The organism is Breoghania corrubedonensis, from assembly GCF_003053845.1.
Classification (GTDB): Bacteria; Pseudomonadota; Alphaproteobacteria; order Rhizobiales; family Stappiaceae; genus Breoghania; species Breoghania corrubedonensis.
Genome location: NZ_QAYG01000004.1, coordinates 165,151 through 185,396 on the forward strand (window position 1 = coordinate 165,151; position 20,246 = coordinate 185,396).

14 protein-coding genes are annotated in these 20,246 nt (G+C 61.1%); 9 read left to right on the forward strand and 5 right to left on the reverse strand.

What is annotated here, in order from left to right; genetic code table 11:
• Nucleotides 1-846: 846 nt before the first annotated feature.
• The 5 genes from C8N35_RS13000 to C8N35_RS13020 all read right to left on the reverse strand — a co-directional run bounded on the left by C8N35_RS13000 (nucleotide 847) and on the right by C8N35_RS13020 (nucleotide 7,383).
• Nucleotides 847-2,472, reverse strand: coding sequence for an amino acid--tRNA ligase-related protein (locus C8N35_RS13000; RefSeq protein ID WP_107990136.1), 1,626 nt, complete (start codon nucleotides 2,470-2,472; stop codon nucleotides 847-849).
• Nucleotides 2,472-4,199, reverse strand: a complete 1,728-nt coding sequence (locus tag C8N35_RS13005) for a carbamoyltransferase family protein (protein ID WP_107990137.1) — start codon at nucleotides 4,197-4,199, stop codon at nucleotides 2,472-2,474. The genes C8N35_RS13000 and C8N35_RS13005 overlap by 1 nt, the downstream gene beginning before the upstream one ends.
• Nucleotides 4,196-5,014, reverse strand: a complete 819-nt coding sequence (locus C8N35_RS13010; RefSeq protein ID WP_107990138.1) for a dimethylarginine dimethylaminohydrolase family protein — start codon at nucleotides 5,012-5,014, stop codon at nucleotides 4,196-4,198. Before C8N35_RS13010 ends, C8N35_RS13005 begins: the two co-directional genes overlap by 4 nt.
• Nucleotides 5,002-6,030 carry an argininosuccinate synthase domain-containing protein gene (locus tag C8N35_RS13015; RefSeq protein ID WP_170122095.1) on the reverse strand — a complete coding sequence of 343 codons (1,029 nt, stop codon included), beginning with the start codon at nucleotides 6,028-6,030 and terminating at the stop codon, nucleotides 5,002-5,004. The genes C8N35_RS13010 and C8N35_RS13015 overlap by 13 nt, the downstream gene beginning before the upstream one ends.
• Before the next feature lie 321 nt (nucleotides 6,031-6,351).
• Nucleotides 6,352-7,383: a LacI family DNA-binding transcriptional regulator gene (locus tag C8N35_RS13020; RefSeq protein WP_107990297.1), complete on the reverse strand. Its 1,032-nt coding sequence runs from the start codon at nucleotides 7,381-7,383 to the stop codon at nucleotides 6,352-6,354.
• A gap of 201 nt (nucleotides 7,384-7,584) precedes the next feature.
• On the opposite strand from C8N35_RS13020, the gene C8N35_RS13025 reads away from it, so the two are divergent.
• The 9 genes from C8N35_RS13025 (at nucleotide 7,585) to C8N35_RS13065 (ending at nucleotide 20,236) form a co-directional block, all read left to right on the forward strand.
• Nucleotides 7,585-8,751: an ABC transporter ATP-binding protein gene (locus C8N35_RS13025; RefSeq protein ID WP_245926781.1), complete on the forward strand. Its 1,167-nt coding sequence runs from the start codon at nucleotides 7,585-7,587 to the stop codon at nucleotides 8,749-8,751.
• A gap of 137 nt (nucleotides 8,752-8,888) precedes the next feature.
• Entirely contained in the window at nucleotides 8,889-10,028 is a 1,140-nt protein-coding gene (locus C8N35_RS13030) for an extracellular solute-binding protein (protein ID WP_107990140.1), read from the forward strand.
• Between the two features lie 90 nt (nucleotides 10,029-10,118).
• The gene (locus C8N35_RS13035; protein ID WP_107990141.1) at nucleotides 10,119-10,955 is read left to right on the forward strand and encodes an ABC transporter permease; all 837 of its coding nucleotides are present in this window, start codon (nucleotides 10,119-10,121) and stop codon (nucleotides 10,953-10,955) included.
• Between the two features lie 38 nt (nucleotides 10,956-10,993).
• The gene (locus C8N35_RS13040) at nucleotides 10,994-11,806 is read left to right on the forward strand and encodes an ABC transporter permease (RefSeq protein WP_107990299.1); all 813 of its coding nucleotides are present in this window, start codon (nucleotides 10,994-10,996) and stop codon (nucleotides 11,804-11,806) included.
• Between the two features lie 54 nt (nucleotides 11,807-11,860).
• Nucleotides 11,861-12,694 (forward strand): inositol monophosphatase family protein, encoded by an 834-nt coding sequence (locus tag C8N35_RS13045; RefSeq protein WP_107990142.1) that lies wholly within the window; start codon nucleotides 11,861-11,863, stop codon nucleotides 12,692-12,694.
• 608 nt (nucleotides 12,695-13,302) lie between these two features.
• Complete coding sequence (locus C8N35_RS13050) at nucleotides 13,303-13,761, forward strand: (2Fe-2S)-binding protein (RefSeq protein WP_107990300.1); 459 nt, start codon at nucleotides 13,303-13,305, stop codon at nucleotides 13,759-13,761.
• A 5-nt stretch (nucleotides 13,762-13,766) separates the two neighbouring features.
• The gene (locus C8N35_RS13055) at nucleotides 13,767-16,019 is read left to right on the forward strand and encodes a xanthine dehydrogenase family protein molybdopterin-binding subunit (protein WP_107990143.1); all 2,253 of its coding nucleotides are present in this window, start codon (nucleotides 13,767-13,769) and stop codon (nucleotides 16,017-16,019) included.
• Between the two features lie 149 nt (nucleotides 16,020-16,168).
• On the forward strand, nucleotides 16,169-17,515 hold the full coding sequence (locus tag C8N35_RS13060; RefSeq protein WP_210203513.1) for a c-type cytochrome: 1,347 nt from the start codon (nucleotides 16,169-16,171) through the stop codon (nucleotides 17,513-17,515).
• Between the two features lie 642 nt (nucleotides 17,516-18,157).
• Nucleotides 18,158-20,236: a NosR/NirI family protein gene (locus C8N35_RS13065; protein WP_245926782.1), complete on the forward strand. Its 2,079-nt coding sequence runs from the start codon at nucleotides 18,158-18,160 to the stop codon at nucleotides 20,234-20,236.
• Nucleotides 20,237-20,246: the final 10 nt, after the last annotated feature.

Genomic DNA, 20,246 nt, shown 5'->3' on the forward strand with positions numbered 1-20,246 from the left:
ATCCGGTCGCCCAATGATCAAATTTCTCACCCAATTCGCGAATGGCGATTGCCCAATGCCGTTCACGGTTTTGCCCGTATGAGCTGGCACGAATGCTGTCGGCCACATGTTGTTCCGCGGTCTGCAGGAAGGGGCAAGGCCTCCATTCGAGCGCCGCGAGGAACACAAGCGTCACCGCCCAGTTCGTGGGATGTCGGTGTCAACCGGCTTCACGTGAGGGATTACTTTTTCCCCTGCTAAGCCTGAAGTGCCTAAACGGCCTAAGCGCGTTCCATCTAGACCTTCTAGACATCGACCTAAGCGCCCTAGGCCTGCTTCTACATATGAAGGGCCTGGGTTGCCTATGCCGCCTAGACCAGCTAGACGCCGACGAGCTACGTCGTGCGGGCCTACTCCAGCTAGGTGGCAACGGTGCGCGCCATCTAAACCATCTAAAGAGCCATTAAATCACCTCCTTTCCGCAGCTGCCTGCGACATCGCCGCTGCACGTTACGATGTTCCTGAAAATTGGCGCCGAAGACGGGGATCGAACCCGCAAATTCAGGGCCTTTCGTTGACCAAGGTGCAAATATGCGAGGGGTCAGACGTCCTGCGGCTTCTCGATGGAAACGCCAGCGCCGGTCGAGTCTCCGGCCGCACGCCCCAACCACTTTTCGTCTTACCGGCCTGACAAAGAACCATTGGGCCAGCTCGCATGCTCGGCAGTTTCCGCGCATATACCTCAAGTCAAAGGCTACCCCGAACAACAGGATTTAGAGTCCTGCGCGTTTACCAGTTTCGCCACTTCGGCTTATCTCTTGTCTCCTGAATTCTTGCCTCTTGCTCACCGTATGAGCAAAACGCGACCTAACTGTCGTTGAGCGAACCAAAAGCCATGCATTTTCCTTGCTTGCTCTTGGGAAAGGCCATGACATCACGGATATGAGGGCAATCAGTCAGCCCGGCCACGAGCCTGTCAAAGCCAAGCCCGAAGCCGCCGATCGGCGGCGCGCCCGTCTGCAACGCGTCAACCATCGCGCCAAAATGTTGCCGTATCTCGGCCTTCGACTGGCCGAGGACATTGAAGAGACGGGTCTGGATCGCCTTGTCGCTAATCAGCATGGATCCCGACCCCAACTCCTCTCCGTTCAACACGAGATCGAGGGCTTGACCACGCAACGCGAGATATTCCGCATTGCGTGTGGCAGCGAGAAAGGCGGCCTCATCTTCGGGCTGCAGGAACGGATGGCAGGCGCACCGAAGGCGCCCCTTTTGCTCCGTATCCGGTTCGAACATGGGAAAACCCGTGACCCAGACCAGGCTGTCCATCGCACTGGTGGTCGTGGTCTCTTCCTTGAACAGTTTGTAAAGAGCCCTCGAAATCCTCAGGTGCTGCCGCCAATCGCCGGCAAAGACCAGCACATCATTGCCGTCGACAACCTCGCCGTTACCCGTCTGCAGCCGCGCGCGTAGTGTGTCCAGATCGCACTGAAGCGGCAAACTGGCACCATTCAGCGCATCAAATCGGCAACTCGTGACAAACCGGACCTTGCGCTTTTGCGCCAGTGCAGCCGCTTTCTCCTCAAGACCCCGCGATAAGGTCAACCCTGCGGGCAGAGCCGCAATGAACAGACCCTCCCCGCCCTCATCAAGACGAACTGGAAGTTGTCGGAAATCACAAGCAAACCGCATGTCCGGCTTGTCGGACCCGAATTGTGCCATCGCCTGATCAAAGGTCATGTGGAGGGGCGTGGCACAGGTCCGGCCCGCCAGCTCAAAAGCGCAGGCCACGATCTCCTCGATAACGCCCTTGAGGGTGTCTCGGTCCACAAAGGCCATTTCCAGATGAAGCTGGGTGAATTCCGGTTGCCGGTTGGATCTGAGATCCTCGTCGCGGAAGCAGCGCGCCCACTGGAAATAACGCCGAACCCCGCCGATAGCGAGCAGATGACCATAAACCTGCGGCGACTGCGGCAAAGCATAGGATTGGCCCGTCTTGCGCGAGGTCGTCAAGAATTCCTGTGCCCCGCTCGTGGACGGATGCGACAGGATCGGGGTTTCAATATGTAGAAACCCGCGCTGCGAGAGGAGATTGGACAGGGCCAGCCACACCTGGTGGCGAAACATCAAACGGTCGTGGAATGCTTGATCGCGAAATTCCAGAAACCGGCGGTCCGCCGCCCTGTCGTTCGCCGACGGCGTCGCCGCGCCGAGTACCCGTACTCCACGCGCGCAGGGAACCGCCTCGCCCATCTCCGTAAACCGGACTTCCACGGCGGAACCGGGGCACAGACGTTGGTCGGCTGGCGCCGCGACCTCATCCATCGTGAAACGCCGCGACCGCTCACCGTCGAAGAGCTCGATCTCCCGATCCTCGAGCGAAACCGCCGAGAGCCACCCGCAGACTCTCTCTTCCACGCGCACCCTGCTATCGGGCGCGTCCTCTTGAGTAGAGGCTGGACTGTCGGTCACAACGGTCACGACGTCGCTCATCACACGACCTCTACCATAGCGGAGCGCCGGATCAGGTTGGTACCAAGCACCAGCGCGTCGATCGACGTTTTGCGGAACGTGTTCAGCGCATCCTCGGGGCTGCACACGATGGGCTCGTTGTCGTTGAAAGAAGTATTGAGGAGCATGGGCACACCGGTGCGACGGGCGAAGGCCTCGATCAATCGACAGAATTCCGGGTTCTGCTCTCTGGAGACCAACTGTACCCGCGCCGTCCCGTCGGCATGAAGAACAGCCGGGATCCGCTCCCCTTGCCCTTCGCGAACCTTCACCGCAAACAGCATGTAGCCGTAGCTCATGCTGTCCTTGCCAAGTTCAAACCAGTCACCGGCCTGATCCTTGAGAACACTCGGCGCGAATGGGCGGAAGATCTCCCGATGCTTGACCTTGCGGTTCAGGATGTCGCGCATGTCGGCCCGCCGCGGATCGGCGAGCAGCGACCGATTTCCGAGGGCCCTCGGCCCGAATTCCATCGCCCCCTGAAACCAGCCGACGACTTTTCCCTCACAAAGAAGATCCACGACGTCCGCACAAAGCTCATCGAAGGAACAACCGGCTGGCGGGGCGTCGGCCGCGATTTGCGACGGAACGGGAATATCGCCATAGCTTGGACCGAGATAGGCGCGCGCCGATAGCAACGGCTTCGCCTGTCGCTCAGGAGCGAACCGGGCAGCCAGGTGCAAGGCGGCTCCCATCGCCGTCCCCGCGTCGTTCGGAGCCGTGGGAATGAAGATTTCCAAATCCGGAAACGCTTCTCGGATCGCTGTATTGGAAACGCAGTTGAGCGCGACGCCACCGGCAAGACACAGGCGGCTTCGACCGGTCAGATCAAGCGTTCGCCTGACGAGCGCGATCATGGCCTCGTCGGTTTTTTCCTGAAGGCTGGCCGCAATGTCGTAATGGGCCTGCCGGAACTCTTCCCCCTTGCGCCGCCGGGGCCCGAAATGCGTCTCCATGGGCGCGAACTCGGGAAGACGAAACCGCAGGATCTCGTCATCGACGCGGTAGCGCCCATCACTCTCGACGGTCAGGATCGCTCCAACCGCCTCGCGAAACCGGGTCGGATCGCCATAGGCAGCAAGCCCCATGCTCTTGCAGGCATCATATTCGGTGAACCCGAAATACTCGCTGAATTTCTCCCACAGGAAGCCAAGCGAATGCGGATAGTCGACCGTGTCGACCTCCCTGAGCCCGTCCGCGTCCGCATCGAAGATCGCGGCGCAGGCATTCTCAGCGATCCCGTCGACCACGAGCACGCCCGCATCGTCATAATCGGAGGGATAGAATGCGGATGCCGCATGACACAGATGGTGCGGAATGGGAACGATGTCCCCTTGAAAGCGCGGCCCCAGCGCGGCACGCACAGCCGCCGGCGTGGCTTCAAGACTGGCCATGAACGCCTGCTCACCCGAAAGACTCCCCCAACTGCCCTCCCGCCCGAGCGGATCCTCGTGAAACGCGGCACGCCGCAGCGCGGGGGAAAAGGAAAGACCAACGGCGTCAATCGTTGCCACGTCAACACCATGATGCGAAAGAGACCATTTGATCGCGCGAACGGGAAGCTCATCGGCGTTGTCCACGCGTGCAGGCTTGGCGTGCTTTACCCGGTTGAACCGCTCCTCTTCCACCGCCGACACCAGCCGACCGTCCACCACCAGAGCGACGGAGCTTTCGTGATAGACCGCGTTGATACCGAGAACCGTCGTCATTGCGATGCGCCTCCCGTATCCACGAACGAGAGGACAAGACACCTCAACGAGCCGCCGCTCTTCTTGAATTCGGACATCGGACAGACAACGCACTCGAAACCATGCTCGGCGAGCTTCGCACGAAGACCCTCACTCGCGTTGTCGATGAGAACCTTCCGGCCGATGACGAGATTGTTGCAGGCGAAGTACTCGCAAGCGTCTTCCGTGCTGGCAGCAATGGCGTTGGGGACGGACGCTTTCAGACGTTCGACACTCTCCGCATCGAAGGCATCGGGATAATAGAGGACGGTGTCGTCATCGAGAAAGGCGAGCGCCATCGCCAGATGAAAGAAGCGATCATCGACAATTCGCATCTCGCAAAGGATCTCGAGATCCGGCACAAACCGCTTCAGGATCTCCAGGCATCGAATATCGGAGCGTATCCCATGGCCAAGCACCGCGCGCTTGCCATGAAAGACGACATCGCCAAGCCCCTCGAAAAAAACAGTCTCGTCATACTCGGCGATCTCATAGCCCTTTTCCGAGAACCACTTCACATAGTGCATGGCCTCGAGCCGGCGCTCGGGAACCCGAAAGTTGCTTGGAACGAAATGATTGTCGACGACCAGCCCGCCATCACCGGCAAACGTCATATCCGGGCAACGCGGGTCGGGCTCGATGAAATCCACCTCGTCGCCAAGCCTTTTCAACGCAGCGACGAAGTCGTCCCACTGGGTTTTTGCCAGCTCCGGGTCGACCTTGTTGGCGGTATTCATCCAGGGGTTGATTTCGTATTCGATGTCGAAATAGGTCGGCGGACACATCAGACGTCGCATTTCACTGCCTCCTTACGGCGCATGTTCATCTGTCCGTTTAGAACCACCTGGTCACGCAGACCGCGGATCAGGTCGGAGCCGAAATCCTGCCCGGCCCGGTAGATCGCAAATGTCTCGTCGTAGAGGGACTGGAAGCTTGTTCTGGCGACGACGCGAATTTGCCCGCAGTGAAGGGCGATGGTTACCGTGCCCGTTGCCCACCTGTCGGCCGCCTCGAAATAGGCGTCGAGATTTTCGCGCAACGGATCGAACCACCCCGCGTCGTAGACAAGGCGCGACCACTCTGCTTCGGCGATCTTGCGAAACATGTTGTCCGCGCGCGAACCGGTGAAGCGTGTAAGATCTGAATGAGCCGCGAGGATGATGTCCGCCGCAGGACTGAAATAGAGGGCCCGGGACTTCAGTCCGACATAGCCATCCTCCACCAGATCATGCCAACCGATACCGCCTTCCCGCCCGATCCGGTTGAGGCTCTCTATGATTTCAGTGAGAGGCAGACGACGATTGTCGAGCGCAACCGGCAGCCCGGCTTCGAACTGCAACTCGATCATCGTCGAGCGTTCTTGCGCCAGCACCGCTGTGGGAAAAACCAGTTCCCTGCTGCTATGACCGGGATCTGCCAGAACGCCGGCTTCCAGCGTCTCGCCCCAGATATTGCCGCTGCGGGTAAATCCGTTTTCATTTGCCCGGGTCTGACTTCCGAGAATGTCAACGACCGACGAGATCTTCAGGTCGGGACACAGAGACAGAACCGCGGCTTCGAACCGCAATTGATCGTTACCTGCAAAGCCATGGATCAGGAGGTCTGTGCCGCGTTCGCGGATAACGCCGGCGACAACGCTGGCCAGCGCGGGCCGGGACAAGGCCGCGGAGAGGTTGTAACCATCCTGGTATCGCGCATTTGCACGAATGGCCCGCGTCAGGACTTCGGCGACGAACAGGTCGGTCCTGTCCCAGACAGCGTGGTCGCAATCGGCCTCGCGCCGCCCCTCGGAACCATCGAACAGGATCTCCAAAGGAAATATATTCTTGTAAAGGCGTCCGATCGGCGCGACCGGGGTATGATAGTCGTCATAATACAATAAGACGGAATTTGTAATGCCAGAACATGACATAATAAGTTTCCACCCAACAAACCCTCGTCGCCAAAGCGACGGGTTTGCAATTATTTTTTAAATATTAATTTATTAAGCTTATTCGTTGCCAAAATATAAAATCATATGCGGCAACACCGCTCATATTACATTAGTAATTATTTATTGCAACAGTAAGATACATCCGTCAAAAACACATACACTGCGGAGCCCCGCCAAGAGTGATGGAACAAGCCTGTAGCATCACGCTTCTGCGTGCGCGGGCCTCACCGACGAGCGCCAGACGAATGTCGGTTCCAAAAGGCTCTCCCTGCTGACATCGAGAGAACCGTTCGGCATGACCACGAGATCCACCACCTGGCGAACCATCTCGTCCAGCGGTGGCCGGAACGTCGTCAGGCGATACGCCTCCCACTCTGCCTGGTCGATATCGTCAAAGCCGATGACGCAAATTTCCTGAGGAACCCGCAAGCCGAAGCTCTGACGCGCGCCGTCCATGAAGCCGCAGGCAAGCAGATCGGTGACACAGAACACCGCGTCCGGCCGGTCCCGGCCCGCGAGAAGCGCCTTCGCCCCGGCAAGACCGCTCGCATAACCGGTCGGCCCCTGCGCCCACACGCGCACGTCCAGCCCCTCGCCATCGGCGGCGGCGCGGAAAGCCTCTTCGCGAGCAACCAGGCTCGGCGTGCGTGCCTGCGAAGTGACCACGGCCAGCCGTCGGCAGCCGGCACGCAGAAAGGCGTGCAACGCGGTACGGGCCGCCATCTCGTTGTCCGTGCGCAGATTGTATGTCCCCTCCATCCGGTCGTCGCGATTGATGAGGAGAAGGCGCTGGCCGCTTTCGACGCAGGTGCGCACGATGGACTGCGACGGGCTGCCCGACAGCACGACCGTCGCTTCGGCGCGATAGTTCAGCGCCCGCGTCAGCGCGGCCTGCAGGCTGGACGCGGCGACCGAGGCCGCCAGCACGACCGCTATGCGGCCCTCCGCCTGCAGTTGCTCCACCAAACGGCGCACCAAACGGGATTGATAGGGCGTGTCGAGTTCAGAAACGACGATGCACACGATTCCGCTCGGCACCCCCATGAGCCCGCGCGCGAGATGGTTGACGTGGTAGCCGAGTTGCTCGGCGGCCATAACGATACGGCGCCGCTTCTCCTCGGAGATGCTCGCCCCCGGCGTGAAGGCTCGCGACACGGCCGATCGTGAAACCCCCGCGAGTTCCGCCACTTGCTTCGCGTTGACAAAGCTCTTGCCGCCACTTTGGTCCATCATGATGCCCACCGCATTGAACACGCGTGCAGATCCTAGGTGTGTTTTTGGCAAGGTTCAATCAGTTGTCACAGAAGGCGGATACTGTCCCTCCTGACGGTTGCAACACGGAAGTAGCCGAAAGAAGTCGGCGCTGGATTGAAACAGAATTTGCACACGCGTGCATTACGCAGTCCAGGCCGGCGCCGCCTTGCAGGAGCGACGATGAACATGATGCCGAGCGCAATCGCGCAAGCCCGGTCCCTTCGCAAAGGCGGGGAGGAGGACGCCGGACACGATGCGGGTCAAACCGATTTCCTGACCATTCGCGGACTTGAGGCCGGTTATGCCGGCACGCGGGTTTTAAAAGGCATCGACCTTTCCGTTTTCAAAGGCGAGTTCATCGCGCTGCTCGGCTCGTCTGGCTGCGGCAAGAGCACCCTTTTGCGAACGCTTGCCGGTTTCGCCAAACCCGATGCCGGCGAAATCCGTGTGGCAGGCCGCGACGTTACCCGGCTCGGCCCGGACAAGCGGGGCATGGCGCTGGTCTTTCAGTCCTATGCCCTTTGGCCACACATGAGCGTTGCCCAGAATATCGGCTACGGCCTCAAACTCGCCGGCCGCGCGAAGGCGGATATCGCCAGCCGGGTCGGCGAATTGCAGATGCAACTCGGACTTGGCGGTCTGGAGCAGCGCAAACCGGCCGAGCTTTCCGGCGGTCAGCGACAGCGCGTGGCGTTGGCCAGGGCGCTCGCTGTCCAGCCGGATATCCTGCTGCTGGACGAACCTCTCTCCAATCTCGACGCACGCATCCGGCTCACCGTGCGCCACGAAATCATCGCCCTTCAACGCCGGCTGGGCACAACGGCCATCCACGTCACCCACGACCGCGAGGAAGCGATGGTCATGGCCGACAGGATCGTCATCCTGAACGAGGGCGCCATAGCCCAGGTCGGCACGCCGCAAGACGTCTACAAACGGCCCGCTTCGGCATTCGTCGCTGCGTTCATGGGCGCGGAGAACTGTCTTCCGCTGAGCATCGAGAAATCGGGCGCGGGGCTACATGTCCACGCGAACGACCTCTGCGAGGGGGCATCCTTGCCGATCCCCTCCAACCCGCTGGTTTCCGGCCCCGTCGAAGCCCGCTTTCGCCCGCAGGCCGTGGAACTGACCCCCCACCAGCCGCAAACCGGAACCGAACCCGGCGGCGATGGCGCCGTCATTTTCAAGGGCCGTGTCGAACAGACGAGCTACCCCGGCGGCGCATGGCGCCATGTCGTCTCGCTTGGAAGCCATTCTGTCGTCGCCGATGCCCAGCGATCCTTCGCGCCCGGCGAAGCTGTGAACCTGCGCGTCGCCGCAGAAGACCTTTTTCTCTTTTCGCCTGCCTGACGGGCTCGCCTGAGAGGCAGGCGAACGATCAGGGAGTGCGCCCGCCTCCCGAGCCGGCGGACCTCGCGGGCCGCGGCCCGCCGGAACATGAACGTCGCACGCAAATCTGACCTCCCAACCGCAACAGTGAGGATACAATGCGCAACTGGATCTTGGGGACCGCGGCAGCCGCCCTGGTCATCTCCGCCGCACCGGCCGTGGCCGAAGACCTGACGGTCATCACCGCCGGCGACCAGAACATGGTCGATTACGTGAACAATTACCTGGCGCCGATCTTCGAGGAATCGCATCCCGGCGTTCACGTTCGTGCCGTCGGCACCGGGCCTGGCGATGCCGGCTCGCAAAAGATCATCGAGCGCCTGGAAGCGCAGAAAAAGGCCGGCAAGGAGACATGGGACAGCGATGTCATCGTCGTCCACCAGAAGGCCGCCGGCGGACTGGTCGAGGGCGACCTTATCGCCCGTTACCGCGATGACATCGACACCGGCAAGCTGGTGACCCGCGCCAATGCCGACAAGGCGCTTGGTGCGGACGTGAAGGGCTATGTCATGCCCATGTTCAACAGCCAGACGGCGCTGGCCTACAATCCCGATCTGGTGAAGACCCCGCCGCAGAGCTACGCGGAACTCGCCGCGTGGGCCAAGACCCATCCCAAGCAGTTCGGATACAATGGCATCAAGGGCGGCATGTCCGGCGTGTCGTTCGTCGTCGGCTGGGTCTATGCTTTCGGCCAGGATGCCGCGATGCTTGAGAACGGGCCCTTCGAGAAGTCCGAAATGGACAAGCAGGCCGACGCCTTCAAGAAGCTCAAGGACTTCAACCAGTACGTCTCGTTCACGCCCGGGAATGCCGGCACGCTCGACATGCTGAGCCGCGGCGAGATCGCCATGGGCCCGGTTTGGGTGGACATGTTCTATTCCTGGCAGGCCAACGGCCAGCTGCCGCCGAACCTGAAGCTGCTGCTGCCCAAGCCCGGCATGCCCGGCCAGCCGATGTATTACGCCATTCCCGCGAAGGCGCCGCATGCAGACCTCGCCAGGGCGTTCATCGAACTGGCGACGAGCCCGAAGATACAGGCCGAAGGCATCGTGAAGAAGTTCAACTGGTATCCGGGCATCGATGCCGACAACGTCAAGCCGGAGCTTGATGACGCCACCTGGCAGAAGCTTTTTACCGACATCACGCCGGAAGAGCTTGCGTCGCGCGGCAACGCCTTTCCGATCAAGGCCTATTTCGACGGCATCCTGGAAACCTACGAGCGCACCGTGAACAACTGATCTCCACGGTACAGATCCCGAAGCCCGGCCGTCCGGCTGCGGAGCACAAAGCTCCGGCCGGGCGGTCTTCCCTTACTACTTGAGCCGCCCATGCCCCCCAAAGCGCCCCGAAACTTCCTCGGCCTCGTCCTGATCGCGCCTGCCCTGGCGGTCGTTGTCCTGCTCTTCCTCATCCCTCTTTGCGAGGCTGTCCTCGGCGCCTTTCGCACGGATGCAGGCTTTGGTCTGGAGAACGTCTCGAAGACCTACGCACTCTACAGCCGCGACATAGCCTTCACATTCGTGATCATCGCCTTGTCGGCGCTTCTCATCGCTCTGATTTCCGTCCTTTTTTCCGGATATCTGACACTTGGGACGAACGCCCGCGCGGTCGCGCTGCTGCGCTGGCTCTATCGCTGGCCGCTCTTCGTGCCCTTCATCGTCGTCGGCCAGATCCTGCGCACCTTCCTCGCCAAGAACGGGCTGATGAACAATCTCATCGTATCCACCGGCGCCGTCTCGCCAATGGATACGATCGGCTTCCTCGACTGGCGCGGCGTTGTCATCGCCTTTGTCTGGAAACAGGTGCCGTTCGTCACGCTGCTGCTCGCCGGCGCCATGGCCTCGCTCGACAGAGGCACCATCGAGGCGGCCCGCAACCTGGGCGCATCCCGCATCCGCCTCCTGTTGGAAATCGTTCTGCCGCAGGTCGCCTCCACCCTCATGGTCGCGCTCACATTGTCGGTCGTCACCATGATGTCGGTGCTCTCCGTGCCGCTGATGCTCAATCCCCATTCACCAACCATGATCACCGTCAACATGGCCTTTCGCATCAACGCCTATGGCGATTACGGCGTCGCCAACGTTCTCGGTCTTGTCTCTTTCGCGATTACGGGTCTCGTCGCCTGGATCTATCTGCGCGCAACCTTGAAGGAGAACATACGATGACGGTTTCGCACGAAGTCCTCGCCGCCCCCGCCCCGCGCATGGCCCGCCACATCGACTGGAGCTGGGCACCGCGAGGTATCCTTCTCGGGCTGCTCGCCTTCGCCATATTCGGGCCACTGGCGAACCTGCTGCTCTGGGCGGTGGCGGAAAGCTGGTATTTCCCCCACACTTTCCCCATCAGCTATGGTTTCTCCTACTGGGCCAAGGTCTTCGCACCACGCGGCGGAGCTGTCGATGCCTTGCTGACCAGCGTCGGCGTGGCGGCGCTCACCGTGGCCCTGTCGCTGGCACTCGCCATTCCCGCCGGCTACGCGTTGGCACGGCTCAAGCTGCCGTTTCGCGCCCTGATCCTGCTCGCGCTGCTGATCCCGAACGCCTTTCCCAACCTGCCGATATACGTCAATCTCGCCCGCATATTCTATGAGCTTGACCTCAATGGAACGGTGCTTGGCGTGGTCCTCGTCCACACCAGTCACGGTCTCGTCTACGCCGTGTGGATCGGCACGGCCGCCTTCGCAGCCGTCGACAACGAACTGAGTGAAGCGGCGCGCACCGTGGGCGCCGGTGCTTTCCGGGCGTTTCTCGACGTCGACCTGCCGCTTGCCGCCCCGGGGCTTCTCGCAAGCGCAATCTTCGTCTTTCTGGAAAGCCTCGACGAATTCACCGGGACGTACTTTGTGGGCGCGCCGGACGTGAACACCTTGCCGCTGCTGCTCTACACCGCCGGCGCGGGCGGCAACTACCAGATCGCATCGATCACGGCGCTTGTCTTGCTGGCGCCCTCAATCGCTTTCATGTTTGTCGTCGAACGCTTCCTGCGCGCCGACGTCCTTGCGAAGATCGGCCGTTAGCCAAGGCGCGCCAAGCAGTGCATCACGATACAACAACGAAAACAGGACAATACAATGAACGAACGCCCTGCCCTTTCGCCCGAACTGAACCGGGACGAGATCGAAGCGCGCGCGCAATTCTGCCGCGGCCTCCTGGCGTCAGCCGGCTCGATCGCGATGGAGGGGTTCCGCCAGATGGAAGCGGGTGCGCCGATCGAAATAAAGGGGCCGCAGGATTTCATCACGGAATACGATGCCCGCGTCGAGACGCACATACGCGAGCACCTTGCGGAGGCTTTTCCCGGCGACGGGTTTCTGGGTGAGGAAACCGGTGCTCAATTCGCCCCCCGACTATGGGTTGTCGACCCGATCGACGGCACGGCGAATTTCGCGCGCGCCATTCCGCATTTCGCCGTGAGTATCGCGTTTGTCGAAAACAACCGCATCCTGTTTGGCGGCCTGCACAATCCCGCCCTCGACGAGACCTATTTCGCGCAAGTCGGCAAAGGCGCCTGCCGGAACGGCCGCCCCATCCGCGCCGCGGCAACGAAACAGCTCGACCGTGCGAGCGTCGAGCTCGGCTGGTCGTCCCGGATCGACAACACGGTCTATCTGGACCGACTGGCACGGCTTCTGGATCTGGGAACCAATGTGCGGCGGGCCTCTTCCGGGGCGTTGGCCATCGCCTATGTGGCGGACGGGCGCTCAGACGCCTATGCCGAACTCCACATCAACGCCTGGGATTGCCTGGCGGGGCTGTTGCTCGCACGCGAGGCAGGCGCGATCGCGAATGACTATCTGGCCGGCGAAGGTCTGTACACGGGAAACCCGATCCTCGTTGCAGCGCCCGGCATCGCCGACGCCGTATCCAGGGCGACGTCAATTCCGCTTGCTTCTCCACTTCGCTGAAGGGATCAGAGACCGACGCGGGTCGGCATGCCGACGCCGGCCCGCTCGCACCAGTTGACGATATTCTGTTCGGGTCGAACCGCAATCGTCATGGCGCACGCGAAAGCTCGTAAAGCGGCGTTACGATCACCGGCAAAACGATATCCGCCCAATTTCATGGGAAAATGAAAATACACATTCTACTACAAATACTTACCATAATATCGACCTGGAATTCCGCTTTGGAATTCACGTCATGGCATCCTAACCGTCCACTTTTCACTTTTTGATGATTGAACTTTGTGGAAATTTTCTGCCCCCGGCACTTCCCGTCCAAATTGTCGCACCTAAATAGCGCTGAATACCACAGTGAAGGCACCGGCGTGTCACGCCAGTGCCATCAAGCGCGTCGTCATCCGGGCGCTTGTCACCGTCATTTGTTTTTTTGAGCCACGGGCAGCCTGAAATCTGGTGCTTTGCGTCGTTCGGTCCGCACGTTTGTGGAAAGTCGGCCCGCACCGATGATCGTTCAGGATGCCAAAGGCTCCCGGCACGCCACCACCACGTCCCGTCCGGACTTCCAGATCATTGCCAAGACCTTAGACCAAGCCAAACACGAAGAGTTAGCCATGGAACTGACGATCAACGACACGTCCTATGAGGTCCAGTCGGACGGCGAAACGCCGCTGCTTTGGGTCATCCGGGACGAACTCGGATTAACGGGAACGAAATTCGGTTGCGGCCTTGCCCAGTGCGGTGCGTGCTCCGTCCTTGTCGACGGCGTGGTCACACGCTCCTGCGTGACGCCTCTCGCCAGCGTCGTCGGTGGCCGGATTACCACGATCGAAGCAATCGAGGAGGACGAAATCGGCAAGCGCGTCGTTGAGGCCTGGGTCGACCATCAGGTTCCGCAATGCGGCTACTGCCAGTCCGGCCAGGTCATGGCAGCGACGTCATTGCTGAAGGAAAACGCCAATCCGAACGATGACGAGATCGCCGCGGCGATGACCAACCTGTGCCGCTGCGGCACCTACAACGCCATCAGCGCGGCAATTCGCGATCTTGCCGGCGAGACGAAGGAAGGGTGAACGCAATGCTCGACACAAAAAACCTTGAACGCGGGGATCTCGCGTCGCCGACGCCGACCAACATTTCCCGCCGCGGGTTCCTTCTCGCCACTGCCGGCGTTACGGCGGGCGCCCTTGTCTTGAGTGTCGGCCTGCCGGCCGCCCCCGCCCGTGCGCAACAAGCCGGCATGGCGCCGGGCACGCGCGTGCCGGCCTTCCTGGAAATCCGCCCCGACAACACGATACGTTTCCTGAGCCCGTTCAACGAGGGCGGCCAGGGCATATTCACCGCGATGGCACAGATCGTGGGTGAGGAACTCGATGCCGATCCCGCCGCTTTCTTGGTCGAAAACGCACCCGCCGGTGAAGACTACAAGGTCATGGGAGCGCCGTTCGGCCGGGTCACGGGCGGCAGCATGTCGGTGCGCTCCAGTTTCGACGTGATGCGTCGCCTGGGCGCGCTCGCACGGCAGATGCTGCTTCAGGCGGCTGCGAGCCGACTGGAAGTTCCGCTTGGCGAGCTTGCGACCGAGCCGGGCCAGGTGGTTCACGCGGCGTCCGGCCGAAAAGTGAGCTACGGCGACCTGTCCGAGACCGCGATGGATCTTCCCGTGCCCGATCCCGACAGCGTCACGCTGAAGAAGCAAGAAGACTTCTCCTGGATCGGCAAGCCGGTCGCACGGCTCGACGTACGAGACAAATCGACCGGACGCGCCGTCTATGCAATCGATGTCAAGGTCGACGGCATGTTGCACGCCGCAGTCCAGCACGCCCCGCGGCTCGGCCTGACCGCCGGGCATATCCGCAACGAGGATACGGTGCGCGGCATGACGGGCGTCCATTCGGTGCACACGCTCGACGGCGCGGTCGCCGTGGTCGCGGAACGCTGGTGGAATGCCAAACGTGCTGTAGAGGCGCTTCAGGTGGAGTGGAGCGATCCGGGAGCACAAGGCACCGACAAGCGCTACATGCCTGCGGATTTCTCCACGGCCGCATTCCGCGAACGTCTCGCGAATGAGCCCGGAGAAGGCAAGGTCGCAGAAGAGGAAGGCGATGCCGCCAGTGTCCTTCAGAAGGCGGAAAATGTCGTCGAGGCGACCTATTTCAGCCAATTCCTCCATCACGCCCAACTCGAGCCGCCGTCCACCGTCGCACGATTCAACGACGACGGCACACTCGATATCTGGCTACCAAACCAGGCTCCCGAACAGTTTCAGGCCAATATCGCCAAGGTCGCCGGGATTGAGGCTGCGAAGGTCAATGTCCATTCACCGATCCTTGGCGGCTTCTTTGGACGCCATTTCCTCTACCCCGAGGCCAATCCGTATCCCCAGGCAATCAAACTCGCCCGGGACGTCGGCCGGCCCGTCAAGGTGATCTGGAGCCGCGAGGAGGAGTTCCTGCGCGACCCGATGCGCCCGATGGCAGCGGTCCGCATGCGGGCGAGCCTCGACGAACAGGGAATGCCTCAGGCGTTGGATATCGTCAGCGCCTGCGAGGGACCGACCGAGGCGGTTTTCGGGCATAACCCCGACAAGGTCGACCCCACCGCCGTTGAAGGATTGACCGGCAAGGCCTATGCGATCCCCAACCGCAGGATTTCCCAGATCTACGTGAAAAATCACACCACGATCGCCTACTGGCGCTCGGTCGGCAATTCCATGAACGACTTCCTGTACGAGGCGTTCCTGGACGAGCTGGCGGACAAGGGAAACATCGACCCGCTGGAGTTGCGCATGCGCCTTTTGAAAGGCAACCAGCGCCTGAGCACCTTGCTACAGCACGTGGTCGATCTTTCGGGGGGCTGGAAGCGCGGACCATTCGACGCCGAGGACGGAACGAAACGCGCCCGCGGCATCGCCATGGCATCGCCCTTCGGCAGCCACACTGCGGCGATCGCGGAAGTGTCTATCCGCGAAGGCCAAGTCGTCGTGCATGATATCTGGGAATCCATCGATCCGGGCAGCATCGTGAATCCGGCGATCATCGGGGCCCAGATCAATTCGGCGGCAGCGCTCGGCACGTCTCAGGCACTGCTCGAGGATACGGTCTACGAAAAGGGCGAGCCGCAGGCCCGCAACTACGACCTCTACCCGATCCTGCGCCCGGATCAGATGCCGCGTGTGCATGTGGGCATTGTCGAAAGCGGAGAGAAGATGGGCGGCATCGGCGAGCCGGGCCTTCCCGCGGTTCCCCCCGCGATCACGAATGCGGTGTCGCACCTGACGGGCAAACGCGTCCGCAGCATGCCGCTCTCCAAGCTCACATTCGATGCCTAGGCCGGCACTCCGCACCCGATGGGGGCCGGCTTCGTGACGCACGGAGCCGGTTCTTGTCGCGGGTGCGGTCTGTCCTGTTCCCAATTCCTGCAGCGTTGCGGCGGAGCACCACTGCGCAAACGATGCAAGTTCAAAGAACGGAAAGCAGCTTGAAGAAAGCACTCGCAATTCTCCTCGTCGTGCTCGTCATCGCCGCGGCGATCGTGGCGTGGTTCGTGACCCGCCTCCCCTCATCCCCGTTCGATGGCCAACCTCGCGCCGAGATCTCAAACGACCTTGTCGCGCGGGGGGAATATGTCGCCCGCCTCGCCGACTGCGTGGCCTGTCACAGCACGCCCGACAGTGCCCCCTTCGCCGGGGGGTTGGAAATGGCGACGCCGCTTGGCTCGATTTTCACGACCAACATCACCCCCGACCCGCAGACCGGCATCGGAAACTATACGCTTGCCGATTTCGACCGGGCCGTTCGCCAAGGTGTCACGCCCGACGGCGCGCGTCTCTATCCGGCGATGCCCTATCCATCTTACGTCAAGCTTTCCGACGAGGACGTTCGCGCGCTCTATGCCTTCTTCATGAAGGGGGTGGAACCGGTTCGTATGGCCAACAGGGCGAACACCATCGAGTGGCCCCTGAACACGCGCTGGCCGCTGGCTTTTTGGAATGTCGCCTTCGTCGAGAGTGGTCGCTATGAACCCGAATCCGACAAGGACGACCTGTGGAACCGAGGCGCCTACCTCGTTCAGGCCGCAGGCCATTGCGGCAGTTGCCACACGCCGCGCGGCCCCGTGATGCAGGAAAAAGCACTCGACGAGACGAACGGAAACTATCTGTCGGGTGCGCTCCTGGACGGTTGGTACGCTCCCAGCCTGCGCAATGACCATAACACTGGCCTAGGGCGATGGAGCGAGGATGAAGTCGTCCAGTTCCTGAAGAAAGGCCGCAATGCGCATGGGGTCGTCTTCGGTTCGATGACCGATGCCTTCAACAACTCCACCCAGTTCATGAATGACGACGATCTGGCAGCGATCGCGCACTATCTGAAGTCGCTGCCCGGCGATCGCGAACGAGATGGAACGCCCTGGCAATACGATGCGGCTTCCAACGAGAAGCTTGCACTCTCCAACCGCACGGACAATCCGGGCGCCCGGATCTTCATGGCGAAATGCGGCGCCTGCCACGCCGCCGACGGGCGCGGCAAGACACCATGGATCCCGCCTCTGGCTGGCACGACTTCGTCGCTCGCTCCGCAAAACGCATCTTCGGTCAATGTGACGCTCAACGGATCGGGCCGGGTCGTCACCGACGGCGTGCCGGACTCCTATCGCATGCCGCCCTTCCGCGAGCAGCTTTCGGACAAGGAAATCGCTGCGGTCCTTACCTTCGTGCGCACCTCGTGGGGCAACACCGGCGGTCCGGTGACATCCCAGGAGGTCCGAGACCTGCGTGAACGGACAGATCCGGCAAGCAGCAACCCGATCGTCCTGCAGATGCGCTGAACACCATCAAGCCTTGGCCCGAGCGCCTCCCGCATTTCGGGGTGACGTTCGGGCTGTAGCGCCCCAGGCATCGCCGCCTTTCCCAAACCGGCTCTTTGATATCGTGATCCAGGCACCTTGAGGCATTGCCGCGACCCGGCAAACCGGGCGTTTGCCGGCGTGGGCGCCCCGTCTCGTTGAAAATGGGCGCATTCAGATCGCGCCGGCGCGATACATTCTTCCACATAGATAAAGCACTCATCCCCGCCACCGCTCGCCCGCGGGCTGGAGGGGCATGTGTACTTGTCAGTTTGAATTAACGCAGACGACTGATGGGCGTGAAGCACCCATACCCAGCGCCAAGAGCAGAGTTAACCGCAGGATTGCCTCAATATACACATTCTCACGTATGAATATCTAAATAAAAATTGGTGTGTTCAATACTCTCTTGACCAAAGTCAAGGAATAGACACAACGACATAATAAATATACTCTACGATAATGAAAAATCGATGCCCGGAGATCGCCGTGCTTTTCTCAATATTTCGGTACCTCCTAGCCGTTTCATCCATGGTTTTTTCCCTCTTCGCGATTGGGGTTTCTCCGGGATACACGGCGCCTCTCATCGGTTCCTATACGGACAAGGTTCCGGTTGGAGACATTGTGCCGGGGGCCGATTCCTATGGCCAGATCCGGACAGATATACCGGTCGTTCCGGCGCTGAAGGGTGGCACGGTCGTCGGTTGGGTCTTTCTCACCTCCGACTTCGTGTCCACGACCGGCTACTCCGGCAAACCCATCCATACCCTCGTTGGTATCGATCAGGATGCGGTCTTGACGGGCGTGCGGCTCGTCAAGCACTCCGAACCGATCGTGCTGATTGGCATTCCGGACAGCAAGATCAAGGCCGTGACCGCGAAATACGCGGGTCTCGACCTCAAGGCGGAGGCCGCTGCGGGCGGGTCTGCTCACGACCTCGACATTATCTCCGGTGCGACCGTCACGATCATGGTGATCGACGATTCCATCGTACGCTCGGGGCTCAAGGTCGCGCGTGCGCTCGGGTTGGGCGGACTGAAGGAAAAGACAATCGCCGCCGGACCGGTGAAGATCGTGGATCCAGACAAGCGCGAGATTTCCGACTGGCAGACGCTCACCGGCGACGGATCCGTACGACGCCTTTCAGTTGATGTCGCCCAGATCAACGAGGCCTTCCGAGCGCAAGGCGATCCCAAAGCGATCGCGCGGCCCGAACCCGGCCCCGATACCGATACGTATATCGACATGTATCTCGCACTTGTCGACGTGCCATCCATCGGGTTGTCCCTGCTGGGCGAGGCCGACTACCGGAATCTCATGTCACGCCTGAAGGAAGGAGACCACGCCATCGCGGTGATGGGACGTGGGCGCTATTCGTTCAAGGGTTCCGGTTATGTACGTGGCGGTATCTTTGACCGAATCCACCTCATTCAGGACGACGTCGCGGTTCGCTTTCATGACCGTCAGCACGCCCGTATCAGCCAGATCGTGGCGGATGGCGCTCCCGCGTTCACCGAGATGGACCTGTTCGTCATTCCGGCCGACTCCGGGTTCAGTCCCGTCAAGGACTTCCGCCTGCAGCTTCTCGTTCAACGTGCGATCGGCGCAATCGACAAGGCCTTCCTGACGTTCGACCTCGGCTATCAGCTCCCGCAAGGCTATCTCAAGACGATCGCTCCCGCCGCCCAGGCAGGTGATACAGGGCAACCCGCCTCTTCATTCGCGGCCACGTCCGACGAAGACAAGGCCGCCGCTCAGGCGCTGTGGATGCGGATCTGGAAAGACCGCAAGGTCGACGTGGCCATCCTGGCCAGCGCGATCGGCCTGCTGACGCTCGTGTTCTTCTTCCAGATGCAGGTCACCCGACACGAACGCTTCACCTTCTGGTTCCGCATTGCGTTCCTGGTTTTCACGCTCGTCTGGCTTGGCTGGATGCAGAACGCCCAGCTTTCCGTGGTGAACGTGCTGGCCTTCTTTTCCTCTGTCACCACGCATTTCAGCTGGGACGCGTTCCTGATGGACCCGTTGGTGTTCCTGCTGTGGTTCTCGGTCGCCGCCGCGCTGCTCTTCTGGGGCCGTGGCGCCTATTGCGGGTGGCTCTGCCCCTTCGGTGCCCTGCAGGAGCTCACCAACCGCCTCGCCAAGCTTTGCCGCATCCCGCAATGGGAACTTCCGTGGGGCCTTCACGAGCGACTATGGCCGCTGAAATACATGATCTTCCTGGCGCTGTTCGGATTGTCGCTCTACTCGCTCGACGTCGCCGAGCACTATGCGGAGGTCGAGCCCTTCAAGACGGCGATCATCCTGAAATTCCAGCGCGCCTGGCCGTTCGTCACCTTCGTCGTCGTCCTGCTCGCAGCGGGCCTGTTCGTGGAGCGGTTCTACTGCCGCTATCTCTGCCCCCTGGGCGCTGCGCTCGCCATTCCCGCCCGCCTTCGCATGTTCGATTGGCTCAAGCGCTACCGCGAATGCGGCAATCCCTGCCAGCGCTGCGCCAAGGAATGCATGGTTCAGGCCATTCACCCGGAAGGCAACATCAATGCCAACGAGTGCCTGAATTGCCTGCACTGCCAGGTGCTCTACCAGCACGATCAGAAATGTCCCGTTTGCATAAAGAAGGCCGCCAAGAGAAGGCGGTTCGAGGTGCAGACCGGACTTGTGAAACCGGATGCCGCCAGCAATGCGCCGGCCCCGGCCGAATGACCTGCAAAAG